Source organism: Rhodopirellula baltica SH 1, from assembly GCF_000196115.1.
Classification (GTDB): Bacteria; Planctomycetota; Planctomycetia; order Pirellulales; family Pirellulaceae; genus Rhodopirellula; species Rhodopirellula baltica.
Window position 1 is genome coordinate 6,864,277 of sequence record NC_005027.1, and the last position, 16,167, is coordinate 6,880,443.

8 protein-coding genes are annotated in these 16,167 nt (G+C 56.8%); 5 read left to right on the plus strand and 3 right to left on the minus strand.

All coding sequences use genetic code 11. The features are described 5' to 3' along the window. Positions 1 to 87: 87 nt before the first annotated feature. Both RB_RS26530 and RB_RS26535 read right to left on the minus strand, forming a co-directional pair. Positions 88 to 1,122: an SMP-30/gluconolactonase/LRE family protein gene (locus tag RB_RS26530; protein WP_164922558.1), complete on the minus strand. Its 1,035-nt coding sequence runs from the start codon at positions 1,120 to 1,122 to the stop codon at positions 88 to 90. Between the two features lie 213 nt (positions 1,123 to 1,335). Next, positions 1,336 to 4,053 (minus strand): hypothetical protein, encoded by a 2,718-nt coding sequence (locus RB_RS26535; protein WP_011123883.1) that lies wholly within the window; start codon positions 4,051 to 4,053, stop codon positions 1,336 to 1,338. A 265-nt stretch (positions 4,054 to 4,318) separates the two neighbouring features. Here RB_RS26535 and purM point away from each other — a divergent pair, with 265 nt between their 5' ends. From purM to RB_RS26560, 3 genes are all read left to right on the plus strand, one after another. Continuing rightward, positions 4,319 to 5,398, plus strand: a complete 1,080-nt coding sequence (gene purM / locus RB_RS26540) for a phosphoribosylformylglycinamidine cyclo-ligase (protein ID WP_164922559.1) — start codon at positions 4,319 to 4,321, stop codon at positions 5,396 to 5,398. Positions 5,399 to 5,665: 267 nt separating this feature from the next. Continuing rightward, a complete protein-coding gene (locus tag RB_RS26550; protein WP_164922560.1) occupies positions 5,666 to 6,451 on the plus strand; it encodes an Fpg/Nei family DNA glycosylase in 786 nt (261 codons plus the stop codon). A gap of 1,266 nt (positions 6,452 to 7,717) precedes the next feature. Then, positions 7,718 to 9,247: a S1C family serine protease gene (locus tag RB_RS26560; RefSeq protein WP_011123891.1), complete on the plus strand. Its 1,530-nt coding sequence runs from the start codon at positions 7,718 to 7,720 to the stop codon at positions 9,245 to 9,247. Positions 9,248 to 9,720: 473 nt separating this feature from the next. Here the strand turns inward: RB_RS26560 and RB_RS26565 are convergent, their stop codons facing one another. Beyond that, a complete protein-coding gene (locus RB_RS26565; protein WP_164922561.1) occupies positions 9,721 to 11,331 on the minus strand; it encodes a 2-isopropylmalate synthase in 1,611 nt (536 codons plus the stop codon). 566 nt (positions 11,332 to 11,897) lie between these two features. Between RB_RS26565 and RB_RS28365 the strand changes: the two genes are divergently transcribed. Then, positions 11,898 to 12,020, plus strand: a complete 123-nt coding sequence (locus RB_RS28365) for a hypothetical protein (protein ID WP_261340185.1) — start codon at positions 11,898 to 11,900, stop codon at positions 12,018 to 12,020. 911 nt (positions 12,021 to 12,931) lie between these two features. Next, a complete protein-coding gene (locus RB_RS26570) occupies positions 12,932 to 16,054 on the plus strand; it encodes a vitamin B12-dependent ribonucleotide reductase (RefSeq protein ID WP_011123898.1) in 3,123 nt (1,040 codons plus the stop codon). The last annotated feature ends 113 nt before the right edge of the window (positions 16,055 to 16,167 follow it).

A 16,167-nucleotide genomic window follows, 5' to 3' on the forward strand; every position in this document is an offset into this window, starting at 1 on the left:
GACGGGAATCTCCGCTCGCAGATGAAATCCTGATGAATTAGGTGAGCGAAGATTGGCCCTGAGTTCTTGATCGCTGTCGTGATTCGCTCAGTGTGAAATGCGAATTCGGCAGAGCTTGTCGTCGGCGGTCATGTACAGCCAATTTTCGTCGCTGTCGAAAGTGCAATTGCTGGTGCGTCCGCCGGTGATGATTCGTCCCAGCAATTTGCCTTCCGAAGTCATCACGTAAATGCCACCTGGTCCACTGGCGAACAAAGTTCCGTCACTGTGAATCGCCATCCCATCAGGAAGACCGGGGAACTCCTTCATCGCGTCGCTCGCGTTGCCAAGCACACGGCGCTGGCCCAGCGTTCCGTTTGACTTCAGCGGGAACGCCATCCAAATCGGCTCTTGAGGATCGCTCTGCGCGACATACAACGTCGACTCATCGGGTGACAATCCGATGCCGTTGGGGCGAGCGATTGAATCCGTCAGAAGTGTTATGTCGCCTGTTTTGGTGACACGGTACACACCACAGAAATCGAGTTCACGTCGCTTGTCTTCCGCGCGCTCGGGCAAACCATAAGGCGGGTCGGTGAAGTACAAGTTGCCGGCTTTGTCGAACACCAGATCGTTGGGGCTGTTGAGCCGTTTGCCTTGATAGTTGTCGACAATCGTTCGTTTGCCACCGTCGACGGTCAGGACCGACACGCGGCGGTCACCGTGTTCGCACATCACCAAGCGACCTTTTGCATCCAGCATCAAACCATTGCTGCCGGGTTCCAAACCATAGTACGTGTTGCCGGTGTAACCGCTGGGTTGCAAGAACAACTCAACGCCCTCGCTCTCACTCCAACGAAAGATGCTGTTGCGAGGAATGTCGCTGAACAACAAGGAACCTTCACCACCGTCCTCTTTTGAGGGAACCCAAACGGGGCCTTCGGTCCAAGTGAAACCGGCGGCAAGCACTTCGATCTTGGTTCCCTTTGCGACGTATTGATCCAGCGAATCATCCAGACGTTCAACTTTGCCGATGGTCGATGGCGTTTGGGCAATCGCTCCGGAGCAAGGCATTAGCGACATCATGGAAGCAGCAATCGCCATGAAAGCGACGCGGCGATGACAAAGGGAAAGAGACATCATGTTGGGGATCTCGATTAGGAGGGTGGGGATGGAAGGATGGGTGGCGAAGCATCTTATCCACGACACTGGCGCGACACAAATTTGGCGGTCATGTTCCCCCAGACGCGAGGCATCGATCGTGCACTCGCGAATTTGGTCGGTGCAGTCTTCCACGGGTGTCGACCCGGCCGAAGCACGCCGGGTTTGAACCTTCGTGACCTGATTTCAAGGGCATCACTTTTCGGCGGAGTACCGGATGTCGCCTCGGCGTAATCGGGCTTGCCACTTTTTGATGTCGCTGTTTCGACGAGCCACATTTTCTTGGTCGGGACGATACCCCAGCGTTTCACCCACGATGTCTCGCAAGTTTTCAATTGCCAGAACTCGGACCGACATCGAGCTCGAATTCAGATATTCGATCAGCTTCGCATCCGCACCCGCTTCGAGTTGGTCGTTGTTGTAACCAACCAGCAGTTCAAACAAGGTTTCATCGTCCGCTTGTTCGGCTTGTTGAATGGCGTCGTCGATTGCTTTGGCCGCCCGAGCATCCGATGCCATGTGTTGGCGAAGTTGTCGAAAGTGCTCGGTGAAGTACAACCGGTGCCGCGGCGTGCTGAGGATCCCTGTCGCGCCGAAGTACACATCCGCTCGACCGATCAGCAGCAGTGTTTGTGCGGCCAAGGCTGATACTTCGACGCGTCGAAACGCCATCGCTTCACGAAGTTCTTTCTCGAGTTCTTTGTCATCGAACGAACCATCACGGCTGACGAATTCCAACAGTCCTTCGCGGGCAGAAGTGACCAACAAGTCAGCTTTTTCGGGTGGATCGATCCAATTTGGCAATCGTTCCACATCGCTCACCTCAGCGGCCGACTTGCCACGTCCTTGCCATTGTTGTCCGGACGCAAGCGTCACCGTCTCGGGACCGGCCTCGGCGTCGTCCTCTTCGAGTGGCTGCTCCTTCAGTTCGACGGTGCCTTGGACTGCGATAACTCGGTAAACAGGCATTCGGTTAGCGGGCACACGTGGGTCCATTCCCAACGGTCGAAAGTGAGTCACTTCAATTGCCAAAACCGTTTGAGATTCGGGCATGGTCATCTCGATTGTGCGAGGTCCCAATTCCCAAACCGCCGTCACGTTTTCTTGCGTCGATGCCAACAGCAATCGGCCGTCATGCAATCGAGTGATGGTTTTCGCAAGCTCAGGTGCTGCAGGAGCCGCGTCCTCGTCCACCTCTTCGATTGCGGCCGCTTCTTCCGATGCGGCGGGCTGCGCAGTTGTCATTTGCGAGATCGACAATCGTGTCGGTCCGGCGAGTGTCCATTCGAGACCTTGATCACCCGCCAGGATCGGGCGGTACAACGATGGGGCCAGGATGGTTTGGCCGGCCGATACAAATCGCAGGCGGTCGTCCGCTGGAGCGTCTGCTTTTTCTTCCTCGCTTTCATCGGCGGCCTTGTTCTTGGCGGGCCACAAGCGACGCCAACCGGCGGTATTGACCGAAGCGGTTTCATCATCGGATTCGGTCGAGTTGGCGAACGTGTCTTGAGCCAACACGACCGATTGCTCGTTCACCAAGTAAGCCACCTGCGTTCCATCGGCAACGCTTTCAGAGGTCGGTGTTTCTGGCTGACTGATCTCATCGGCGGCTGCGACCGAATCGGTCGGCGTGGTCTCAGGTGGTGTCATGCCAGGTGGAATCGGTGGTGCCGCATCGACCGCTTCCGGCATATCCGCGATTGCAGCGTCGGCCACATCTTCTCCAGTTGATGATGTCTCGTTTGAACCTGGGGCGGCGGGTTCTGCTTTGGGCTCGGGCTCGGGCTTGGGGTCAGTCGCTGCCGGAGTGTCAGTTGCCGGAGTGTCCATTGCCGTGATGGGAGCATCGCTGGGCGAGGTGCCTTGATCGGATGAGGCTGCTGTGTCGGTGCTGTCAGAACCTGCATAGGGTTCTTTTGTCGTACTCGGTTTCGGAGTTGTCGATTCTGAAATGGTCGGCGAGGTGGACTGTTGGGTTTTAGTTCCGGGCGTTGGAGCAGTGGGTGTGGCGTCCACTTCGGTGTTGTTGACCGTCTCGTCGTTCAACTTGTCTTGCTCCGCCATGCGACGGTCGCTCAGCGGGGCGAAGATTTTGCCGAGTGCAAAGAGCAGGACGGCAACCAAAGCTAACGAAACCAACCAAGGTGTGATTCGTGAAGGACGCACCATGCCGCCATAGCCATCCTCGCGCATCATCGCTCGTGTGGTCCGAGCAACCAATTCAGCTTCGGATCGCGACGAGGATGGCGTCGCAGAATGCCCCACCGGGTTTCGGAGTCGGGTTGGGGCATCGGCCACACCGGAATCGCTCGGGCCGACCGGAGAGATTGGTTGTCCTGAATGCGTGTCGTCTTGTCCGATGGTGACCGCATCGACGGAAGCCACTTCGCCGGGGACTTCCGTCGCACCCTTCTCATCGCCGGGGATGTCCAACGAAGAATAAGAAGCCGTTTCCGCACTTGCGATCGTTTTGGATGGACTCGCGTCGGGGGCTCGCTCAATTTGTTGTTCCATGTTGCGAAGCGCTTCGCTGGAGGGCAACGCATAAATCCGCTCCTTCAATCCATCGCCAACTCGTGCGGGTTGGCCCAGCACCATCGTCAGAATTTGGTGGCACGCCGCGGCCTCGGCCAACGTCGTGTCGGATTCCAAGCAAACTCGTTCGACCTCCGCGATTTGTTCTGCCGACAGGGTGCTGTCCAGGTACTCGCTGATGACGTTGGCATTTTCCAACGGGCCGACCGCATCTGGTGACAAGGCCCCCAAACTAGGGTGATCCATTGCGGATTGGATTCGAGCGACCAGTGAGGTGGCGTAGCTGCTTTCGTCAATCTTTTGCTTCAATAACTTCGCATCTTGGTCGTCGAGCATGTCGTCGAGGTAGGCCAGCAAGGTTCGAAGGGTCAAACGCATCGGACAATTCCGGTGAAAAAAAGCGAGCCGGCAGAGCGGCAGTAGCAGTCAAAAAAACAATCGATTTCGTCGAAAGACATCGCGATTAGGATGGCCTCCACCCTTGTTAGTGACGTCGGGGAAGCAAATCCGTGCAGAGAAATCCGAAAATCAGGCAGGAATCCGATCGAGACACGCCATTTCGGGGCCCGGTCTCGTCATTTCGAGGTTCGCCGGTCATGATTGGGCGTTTCCAAGCCCGTCCTCCCCGTCAAATTTCTCGTTCATGGCTTCGACCTACAAAGACGCCGGCGTCGATCTGGATGTCTACGCTGAATCGATGAGCCGCTTGCCTCGGCTGATGCACCGTACGTTCAGCCCCCGCGTCATGCCCAGTGACGGTGGTTTCGCCGGACTGTTTCGCTTGGATTTTCCCGGCAAATTGTTCGCTCGTAACTACGAAGAACCGGTTCTGGTCAGCGGCACCGACGGTGTTGGGACCAAGCTGAAAATCGCTCAGACGATGAACCAGCACGAAACGGTTGGCATCGATCTGGTCGCGATGTGCGTCAACGATTTGATCTGTACCGGTGCCGAGCCTCTGTTCTTCCTCGATTACGTGGCAATGGGGCGAGACGATCCCGCACGTTTGGAACGCATCGTTCAAGGCATCAGCGATGGTTGCGTCGATGGCGACTTGGCACTGCTCGGTGGCGAAACCGCGATCATGCCCGACATGTATGGCACCGACGACTATGACTTGGCCGGATTCGCGGTGGGCGTCGTCGAACGTAAACGATTGGTCGATGGGCATCTGATCGCCCCCGGTGACGTTGTGTTGGGACTGCAAGCATCCGGATTGCACAGCAACGGTTTCTCACTGGTTCGAAAAATCATTGCTGATCATGGGCACCAATGGAGCGATGTGATCGACGAACTGAACCAAGACACGAAGACACCTGAAACGTTGGCACAAGTCTGCCTGCGTCCGACCAAAATTTATGTTTCGGCAATCCGGTCGATCCAGTCGCATTACCGAGTCAAGCAAGTCCTGCATGGGATCGCCCACATCACCGGCGGTGGCATCGAGGAAAACCTGGACCGAATCTTGCCGCCGGGCGTGAATGCAGAAATCGATCCGAACGCTTGGACTCCCAATCCAATTTTCCAGTGGCTGCAACAAACCGGCGATGTGGCAACCTCGGAAATGCGACGTGTCTTCAACATGGGCATCGGCATGGCCGTTGTGGTCAACGAGTACTATGCCGCCAGTGTCGCCAGCCAAGTTGCCAAGGCCGGAATCGAATGCTCTCCCATCGGCCGAATCGTCGAAGGGTCTTCCAAGGTGGTCTACAAGGAAGCCTGAGCGAAAGTCATTCGCTGTCTTATAAGGCACCTCGCGAGGCCGGTCTTCGCGAGTCGGGTGGACCGCAAGTGAGCTGTTGATTTGATCAGCCGTACCGCGTTAGCGGCGGTTAACCGGATGCCAACCGAAGCTGACGCCCATTGGCTACTAACGCCGACCGGCTGATCGTTGTCATTTGAGATGCGACAGAATCAACAGGCCGCTAGACGCTTGGCTAAAGTCGTTCGTCAGCGTTCTCTCCCGCCCAAATCACCTCGTCAGCCTGTCATGCCTGAAGGACACAAGACTCACTATCTAGCTCGCGAGCACAACCAGCGCTACGCGGGGGAACGGTTGGATGTCTCCAGTCCGCAGGGTCGGTTCAGCGATGGAGCCCGCGCCGTCAGCGGTCGTGTGCTCGAATCAGTGCGAGCTGCTGGCAAACACTTGTTCTATGAGTTTGAGGGGAACCGTATCGTTCACGTTCACTTGGGACGTTACGGAAGCTATGTCGAACAAACGTCGCCACCTGAACCGCCGCAGGGGCAAGTCCGCCTGCGAGCGATCAGCCCGACGCATACGTTGGATCTTCGTGGCCCGAGTCAGTGCCGTTTGATTGATTCGGAGGTCCAGAAATCGATTTGTGATTCCCTGGGTCCTGACCCGCTCAGCGGTGGCAAAAAGACTGAGGTTTGGTCGGCGATTTCGGCAAGCGGCAAACCCATCGGCGGTTTGCTGCTGGATCAATCCATCGTCGCTGGTGTGGGCAATATCTTTCGAGCCGAAGCCCTGTTCGAGACCGGATTGGATCCCCACATCCCCGGCAACAAACTCTCACCAGACCAATTCACGCGGCTTTGGAAATCGCTGGTGAAGATGATGAAATTGGGGCTGAAACACGGCCGCATCATCACCGTCACTGCGAAAGAAGCGGGCAAGCCATTGAAGGAGTTGGCTGGCAACGAGCGTTTTCGTATCTACGGCAAAATGGATTGCCCGCAGTGCGGAGGCAGCATCGCGGTGGACTCGGTCGCATCGCGAAAAATGCATTGGTGCCCGGAATGTCAGAGCTGAACCGCTCGTCGGTTTGGTTGGTCCGATTCGGTGGATGACCAAGCGGTGCGCAGGGGAAGTGTGCGTCTTTGTTTTTTTGCGACCGCGCATAGAAAAACCCTCGCATTCAAAACCGAAGTTTCAAACGCGAGGGCAATCGGAATCTCAAGGGTGACTCAGTTTGTGGCTTCGTACACGAACCGAGTCATTTGAGTCAGTGTTGGGTTCTTCGGCTCAGTGTCCGCAACCGCAAGCTGGTGCTTCGAAGCCACAGGAAGGCTCGACGTACTCGCAACCGCAAGTTGGCTCAACGATGTCACATCCGCTGTCGCAGCAAGCGTTCTTGCGGCTGAACAACTTCTTGAACAGGCCCATTACAGGACGATCGCAGCAAGGTGCGCTGTCGCAGCAAGGGTCGACAACTTCGCAACCGCAAACGGGTTCGCAAACTGGCTCACATCCGCAGACAGGCTCACAAACTGGTTCGCAGCAAGCGTCGCAACCGTGCTTCTTAGCGAACAAACGCTGAAGCAAGCCTTGTTTTGGTGCACAGCAAGGTTCGACAACTTCGCAACCACAAACTGGTTCGCAGATTGGCTCGCAACCGCAAGTTGGTTCGCAAGCGACGTCGCAGCCACTGTCACATCCGCCGAACAACGACTTCAGGTGTCCGAAAGCACTTGCTTCTTGAACGTTACAAGCGACGACAGCCAAGGCCAAAACGGCAGGAACGAGGAAACGGCTCATAGGGAATCTCCATGGAAGGTTTGGTTTTAAATTGGTCGTCCGTGGAACCACTTGTTTGCGTTGGGCAAACCTTGCTGGGAGGCAATCGGTGTCCGGGACACACCTAGATATCGGACATTCCACAAGACCATGCGGTGGAATCTTTCCACAATGGTCGCAAGTCGGTGTTTTCGCGTTCGGGACAGCAGGGTTGCTCCGGCTAACGGCAAAGCAACGGATGCACGAATCGAGAACAAATTCTTGGACCTTTTTTAGGTCGAATTTGTTTGACCGCGCATCGAACGCGCGCAGCAAGTCTAGGTTTGAAAACACACGGATGCCTTCGAAAAGATTGTCCCGACCGTCTCCGGGCGGAAATGTGCCCTTTCAGCCGCGAAAATCGCTGTGATCGGCCCTGGTTTGCTTCCTCGTACCCCTCTGTAAACGGGGCGGAGGCAAATTTGTTACGGTCTCGCTTCGTCGGGTCGCTACAATCAATCTCCATCTTGAATGCATCTCTCCCACGGGGACCAGCACCTCCTCGCTTTCGGTTTCGGCTGAATGCGTCTTCCTTTTGGAAATGTGGCCATGCGAACCGACAAACCCTCCGACGAACCGATGTCGCTCGATGGGATCACTCCCATCCCCGTGCCCTCGGTTTTTTCATCTGACAAAGACGCCGAGGCCGCCATGCTGAATGCGGCCAAAGATGGAATGGGTACGGAGTGGTTCGGATCCGCGGAAGACGGTGATTCGGAAAACCGTGACACGCAGGACCATGAGGCTCTGAATTCGAGTCGATCGGACTCGGCCAGTCGTGAATTGCTGTCGGCGAATTTGCGTCAGGATGAAAAACCAGAAGGACCACCGCCACCGATCTCCAAGCCACCTGTTTCGGACCGGTGCTCGGATTCGGATCGCAACCAGAATGCTGGGCAGCCTCACCCGATCCTGCAAAGCCTGACGTTGCTGGCCACGATGGCGTTGATGTTGTTGCTGGCTCGTTACAGCGTTCCACACATTGTCGAAGAGATTCGCTACGCCTGGCACCGCGGTGAAATGCGAGCGGAAAACGAAACCGGCGTCGAAGGTCTTCGCAATGTTTCGTTGGATTCGCTCAGCCGAGCTTACGAAATGGTCACGTCCGCGGTCGGACCCACCGTGGTCCACATCGATGTGGAACGTTCGGTTTCAGAAGAAGATCGCAATCTGCAACGTTTGCTCGGCGAAGATAGCTACACGTTGTCGGATCAAGGCAGCGGTGTGGTGATCGACAAAGACGGCTACATCCTGACCAACCGGCACGTGATTGCCGATGGTATCGCGATCAGCGTGACGCTCAGTGATGGTCGTCGGCTGCCCGCCGCTTTGGTCGGCAGCGATATGCCCACCGATTTGGCTGTTTTGAAAGTGGACGCGGACGGATTGATCCCAATTGCGTGGGGGGACAGCGATGCTTTGCGTGTCGGTTCACCCGTGTGGGCCGTCGGCAGTCCGTTTGGTCTGGATCGTACGATCACGTTTGGAATTTTGAGTGGCAAGCACCGTGTCGTGCGGGCTGGTGTTCAGCATGGTTCCAGTGCTCGATATCAAGACTTCATGCAAAGTGATGTGGCCGTCAATCCGGGCAACAGTGGCGGACCGCTCGTCGACGCCCGCGGACGCTTGATCGGTATCAACACCGCGATCGTGGGTGACACGTATCAAGGCGTCAGCTTTTCGATCCCCAGCAACGTGACTCGCCAGATCTACGACCGCATTCGTGAGACGGGCAAGGTCGAACGAGGATGGTTGGGAGTGCTGTTGTCGGAAGTTCCTGATTCTATGCACCGTGGCGATGACCTGCGTGTCCGAGGCGCGTTGATCTCCGGAGTGACGGGGGAAGATTCTCCTGCCGCCATTGCTGGATTGGAAATCGGCGACATCCTTTTGAAAATCGATGGCGTTCGAGTCAGCGACGTTGGTCACCTGATGCGTCTGATCGCGAATCTCGGGCAGGGAACGTTGTTGAACGTTGAGCTGACCCGTGATGGCGAACCGATGACCGTCGAGGTGAGGCTGAAGAAACGACCCGATAATCTGGATCGCTAACACGCAAGTTCCAATCAGCCAACCTGTAGCACGGTGGTCCCCACCGTGAGTGTGCGCTCGGCTCGCTGGAGGGCCCCAGCGTGCGACGGATGAGTGCGACACCAGAGTAGAACCATTGTCCCCAATTGTTCCGTCTAGCGGCTCCCGAAAGCCGAGCAGCGTCGCATCCATTCCAGCTCGCAAATCGTCCGCGCTGCGAACATCACTGTGGACACCGTGCTGAACTCATGCACGGCACGCTGGGGGCCCCAGCGAGCGACGGGTGATGCCGCTCCAGAGTAAAACAATTGTCCCCAATTGTTCCGTCTAGCAGCTCCCGAAAGCCGAGCAGCGTCGCATCCATTCCAGCTCGCACTTCGTGCGCGCTACAAACATCATCTGCGACAACTGTGCTGGACTCATGCTCGGCTCGCTGGGGGCCCCAGCGAGCGACGTTAAACGTTGATCGTGGGGCGGCGGATCTGCCTCCGCGATCAGGGCTGAGGCAGTTCGCCGGGATCCGATGCGATGCCAGCAACGATGCGGTTGATCGCGTTGAGCATGGCCAAGATCGTGCTCTCGACACTGTCCGTGCTCACCCCGGTGCCGCGATAAGTCTTGCCCTCGTGCTCGACTTCCAAGTTGACTTCGCCGATCGCGTCACGACCGAGCGTGGCACTGCGGACGCGAAAGTCTTTGCAGACCACTTGGATTCCGGTGATCTTCTCGACCGCCCAAAACGCGGCATCAATCGGTCCATCGCCCTGTGCAACTTGCTCGGTGATGTCCTGCTCGTCGCGTCGCAGCGTGACTCGCACATTTGGCGTTTGGTTCTTGCCGCTGGTGACTTCGTAATCGACCAGTGTCCATTCTGGGGCAACCGTCTCGCTGATCTTTTGTTGGACCAACGCGACGATGTCACCGTCGTAGATCTCTTTCTTCTTGTCGGCGAGTTCTTTGAATGCCTCGAAGACTTCTTGCAACTGTTCGCCGGTCAACGTCATGCCCAATTGTTTGGCACGATCGGCCAACGCCGCGCGTCCGCTGTGTTTGCCGAGGACCAAATCGGTTTTGGTGAAGCCGACTTCTTCGGGCGACATGATTTCGTACGTGGTGCGTTCCTTCAACATCCCGTCTTGGTGAATGCCGGATTCGTGTGCGAACGCGTTGCGACCAACGATCGCTTTGTTGCGTTGCACGTTGATGCCAGTGGTCTTGCTGACCAATCGACTGACGGGGACCAAGCGTTTTGAATTGATGTTGGTTTGGCAGTGATAGAAGTCTTGGCGAGTCTTCATTGCCATCACCAATTCCTCGAGGGCCGCATTGCCGGCTCGCTCGCCAATGCCGTTGATCGTGCATTCGATCTGCCCGGCACCCGCGTCGACTGCGGCCAGCGAATTGGCGACCGCCATCCCCAAGTCATCGTGGCAGTGCGTGCTCAAGACGGCTTTGTCCATGTTGGGAACACGGTCCCGCAACATTTTGAATCGATCGTAAATCTCACCGGGTGTGGTGTAGCCGACCGTGTCAGGAACGTTGATCGTGGTGGCTCCCGCGTCGATCGCGGCTTCGACCACGCGGCACAGGAAATCGTGTTCGGTCCGGCAGGCGTCCTCGGGTGAGAACTCCACGTCATCGCAATGCGAAGCGGCACGGCGAACCCCGGCGACCGCCCGTTCGACGATCTCGTCGGGCGTCATCCGCAACTTGAATTCGCGGTGGATGGCGCTGGTGGCCAAGAACACGTGAATGCGAGCTTGCGGGGCGGTCTTCAACGCTTCCCAGGCTCGATCGATGTCCTTTTCGGCACAACGAGCCAACCCGCAGATTGTCGCCCCGCGAATCGTGGTGGCGATTTGCCGGACCGATTCGAAGTCACCCGGGGAGGCGATTGGGAAACCGGCTTCGATGATGTCGACACCCAAATCGACCAGAGCCGATGCGACCTCGAGTTTCTCCGCCAAGTTCATGCTGGCACCAGGCGATTGCTCGCCGTCGCGCAGCGTGGTGTCGAAAATTCGGATTTGGCGAGTGGCCACGTTCTCAGAGGACGGGGCTTCGGCGGACTGGTTCATGGCATCAGGTGTCGGTTGGTCAGACATGGGACTGCAATCTCGGAAAGGGAAGAAGATAAACTTCGGAGCCCCGGAATCGCACCCGCCGCACATGCATTCGGGCACAAAAAAACCCGAGTCGCGGCAAGTGCGGCCCGGGCAAATTCATTCGATGGAAAATTGAGACAACCGCCGTCAGGCGTCCACCACGAATCCGCTCAGGCCGTTCGCTAGAAGGCCGAGGTCGAGATTCAGTAGGAGGCAAAGTTGTCCGCTCATGGAACTGACGATAATCCGATCCCGCCACGCCGGTCAAGGTGGGAATGGGGGGGGAGTGGGAAAGGGCCGCAGAAGCTCAGGGCCACAGTGGGGGGGGCTAGCTTCTAGCTTCTAGCTTCTAGCTTCTAGCTTCTAGCTTCTAGCTTCTAGCTTCTAGCTTCTAGCTTCTAGCTTCTAGCTTCTAGCTTCTAGCTTCTAGCTTCTAGCTTCTAGCTTCTAGCTTCTAGCTTCTAGCTTCTAGCTTCTAGCTTCTAGCTTCTAGCTTCTAGCTTCTAGCTTCTAGCTTCTAGCTTCTAGCTTCTAGCTTCTAGCTTCTAGCTTCTAGCTTCTAGCTCGTGCTCGTGCTCGTGCTCGTGCTCGTGCTCGTGCTCGTGCTCGTGCTCGTGCTCGTGCTCGTGCTCGTGCTCGTGCTCGTGCTCGTGCTCGTGCTCGTCGCTCGCATCCCGACCCTTCGGTAGCGTCGGCCCGCTGCGGGCTTGTGCAGGTTACGCGCTGGATCCAATGCTCGACCCTCCCCTCGCTTTGCTCGACCCTCCCAGGGGGAGGGTGATGTTAAACGCCTGGCAGTGATGCTCTTAAGGACTCCACGATCTCCGCGATCCGGAGGGCGATCATTGAAAAAGTGAAATTGCAAATTGGTTTCCGATTGGTTCAGCGAGCGTCTGTGGCAGGCCAATTCCTGCCCTGGCACCATGTCCGAGCCATCTACTGCAACCAACACAAAGCCCACCCCTCCGATTTTACAATTTGCAATTTTCAATTTCACTTTTTCAATCAAGCCACCCCTGAGCCCCTGTGGTCCTGCTCCCCTGAGCCCCTTTCCACTACTTCTTACCCAGCTCTCGCGATCGCCCCAAGTGACCGGGTAGTTGGTGCGTGATGAGAAGAAAATTTTGATTGCCGACAAGTTTTCCACGAGGTCGAGGTGTCTTCTCAGGAGATTCACTAACTCTTCACCACAGCGAGCTTTACGTCGGCGGTCATGGGGCGGTTGACCCCAGGTGTTCGATTTGGGAACGGCGCGCAAACCAATTGCTGGTCGCTGTTTACGACAGTTTGAAAATCGAGATTGACACAATCCTGGGAACCTCTAATATTCCCGCCGTCGCCCACATGTAGTGCCTCAACGGCATGGAAACCACTACCGGTAGTGATAGCAAATCACTTTGCATCGATTTTGACGATCAATGATCCGATATCGACTTCATGGACCACGCGGTAGCTCGTTTCGCTCACGGAAGCAGCACTCAGTGGCGACTGCCAGCTCTCATTTCAAATTTGACGGGATCGGTTGTTTCGCGAGGACCGCGAATGGCAACTGCCGGTGCACCGTCCACGGACGATCTCTTTAAGGAGTTTGTGACGCGCTATGTCCACTGTTCTGCCCGAGTCGAACGCGACCTCCCGCATCCCCGCCAACGACCCCGCTTTGGAAAAGGTCGATTCCGAGCATGGCGTTGAGTACGCACGCGAGAAGTTCGGCACCGCCCTGCGAGGCGATCGCGCCGGTCTGAAATTCGAATCGAAGTTCTGCCCTGACGACGGGCGCACCCCGTTCGCCACCACCGCCTGGGATCTGCGTTCGGCCGCGATCAAAGACGAATCGGGCAACGCTTTGTTCGAACAAACCGATTGCGAAGTCCCGGCTTCGTGGAGCCAATTGGCGACCAACGTCGTCGTTTCGAAGTACTTCTACGGCGACCCTAAAAACACCGACGAACGTGAACGCAGCGTCCGTCAACTGATCCACCGCGTCACCCGCACGATCAGCGACTGGGGATTGGCCGACGGTTACTTCGACACGCCCGAAGACGGTGAGCGTTTCTACCGCGACCTGACTTGGTTGTCCCTGCACCAGCATGGTGCGTTCAACAGTCCCGTTTGGTTCAACGTTGGTCTGCACGCTCAGTACGACGTCGAAGGCGACATGTGCAACTGGCACTGGGATCGCACCGAAAACACCACGGCCCAGCCCGACAACCCGTACGAATACCCACAAGGGTCAGCCTGTTTCATCCAGTCCGTGGATGACAACATGGAAGACATCATGCGTCTGGCGTGCAGCGAGGCAATGCTGTTCAAATTCGGCAGCGGCACAGGCACCGACTTGTCGACCATCCGCAGCCAACGCGAAAAATTGTCGGGCGGCGGAACGCCATCGGGCCCGCTGTCGTTCATGCGAGTCTATGACTCCATCGCTGGCGTCGTGAAATCCGGCGGCAAGACTCGTCGTGCGGCCAAGATGCAATCGCTCAAAGTCTGGCACCCAGACATTCTCGAGTTCATCGAGTGCAAATGGGCGGAAGAAAAGAAGGCTCACGCGTTGATTCGCGAAGGCTACGATTCGAACTTCAACGGTGAAGCTTACGCCAGCGTTTGTTTCCAAAACGCTAACCTGTCAGTTCGTTTGACAGACGACTACATGGAAGCGGTTCGCAAGAACGAAAACTTCCAAACTCGTTGGATCACTGACAAACCGACCACCGAGCCACCAAGTTACGTCGCCAAAGAGTTGCTCAACAAAATGGCCGAGTGCGCTTGGCACTGTGGCGACCCCGGCGTGCAGTACGACACGACGATCAACAAATGGCACACGTGCCCGAACAGCGGAGCGATCAACGCATCGAACCCTTGCTCGGAATACATGTTCCTGGATGACACCGCGTGTAACCTGGCCAGCATCAACTTGATGAAGTTCGTCCAGCAGGATGGATCGTTCGACCACGAGCGTTTCCGTGCCGCTTGCCGCACGTTCTTCATCGCTCAAGAAATTTTGGTCGACCACGCCAGTTACCCAACTGAGCCCATCGCTCGCAACAGCCATAAGTTCCGTCCGCTGGGGCTTGGTTATTCGAACCTCGGCAGCGTCATCATGACGGCCGGTTTGCCTTACGACAGCGACGCCGCTCGCGGCATGTGCGGATCGTTGACCGCGTTGCTGCACGGGGAAGCCAACCGCACCAGTGCTGAACTGGCCAGCGTCGTCGGAACGTTTGACGGTTATGTTGAAAACGAAGCCCCAATGCTTCGCGTCATGCAAATGCACCGTGATGCTTGCGATCAAATCAACGATGACGGCCCAGCCGAATTGAAAGAAGCCGCTCGCGAATTGTGGGACGGTGTGCTGGAAATCGGCGAAAAGTACGGCTTCCGCAACGCTCAAGCGACCGTGCTGGCACCGACCGGCACGATCAGCTTCATGATGGACTGCGACACGACCGGCATCGAGCCTGACATCGCATTGGTGAAGTACAAACAACTCGCCGGTGGCGGGATGTTGAAGATCGTCAACCAAACCGTGAAGCTCGGCTTGAAGACGCTCGGCTACGACGCCGACACGATCGACGAGATCCTCAAGTACGTCGATGCCAACGACACCATCGAAGGTGCTCCTGGTTTGCAGGACGAGCACTTGGCCGTGTTCGATTGTGCATTCAAACCGGCCAACGGTGTTCGCAGCATCGGCTGGCGTGCTCACATCACCATGATGGCCGCGGCTCAGCCGTTCTTGTCCGGTGCGATCAGCAAAACGGTCAACATGCCCACCGATGTGACCCCGCAAGACATCGCGGACGCTTACTTCTGGGGATGGGAATTGGGGCTCAAGGCGATCGCGATTTATCGTGATGGCAGCAAGCAGTCGCAACCTTTGAACACCAAGTCCGACGAGCAGAAAGCGACTGACGCAGCCGAAGCGGCAAAGGTCGAAACGGTCGAGAAGATTGTCTACAAACCACGTCGCGAACGTCTGCCTGACACACGTCAAAGTTTGACTCACAAGTTCAGCATCGCTGGGCACGAAGGTTACTTGTGCGTCGGTTTGTATCCTGATGGGCGTCCCGGTGAAATGTTCATCACGATGGCCAAAGAAGGTTCGACGATCGGCGGCATCATGGACAGCTTCGGCACCGCACTTTCGATTGCCATGCAGTACGGCGTGCCTTTGGAAGTGATTGTCAACAAGTTCAGTCACACTCGTTTCGAGCCGATGGGGCACACGTCCAACAAGGACATCCGCATCGCTAAGAGCGTCGTCGACTACATCGCTCGTTGGTTGGGCATCACCTTCATGTCCGGCAACGATTATTCCCCCAGTGCGGAAGGTGCGGCGAAGACAGGCGGCAACGGTCCTGACCTGACTACCGCGCCTGCCGGAGCAACGGCGAATAACAACAGCCCCGTGATGGCTGAGTTGCGAGCCGACGCGGGTGCCGCGGTCGCTTTGGTGGAACGAGCCACATTGTTGGCCAGTTTGCAAAACGGGGTCAGCAATGGTTCCGCGACCAACGGGCATTCCAATGGTCAGTCGGCCGGTGGGTCGTCTGACGGTGCGGTTGCTGAACGAGCTGTCGACGGATTGGGCGGTCAAGCCGACCAGTTCTCACGGTTCCAGACTGACGCTCCCAGTTGCGATAACTGTGGCAGCATCACGGTCCGCAATGGCAACTGTTACCTGTGCCACAACTGCGGCAACTCGATGGGTTGCAGCTGAGCAGTTAGTTCCTGATTGCTGAATGACATTGGAAGGGCGGCTTCTTTCGCAAGAATGAAGCCGCCCTTTTTCATAGATGCACAACACACTGTAGCTCGCTGCAGCTGTAGCTC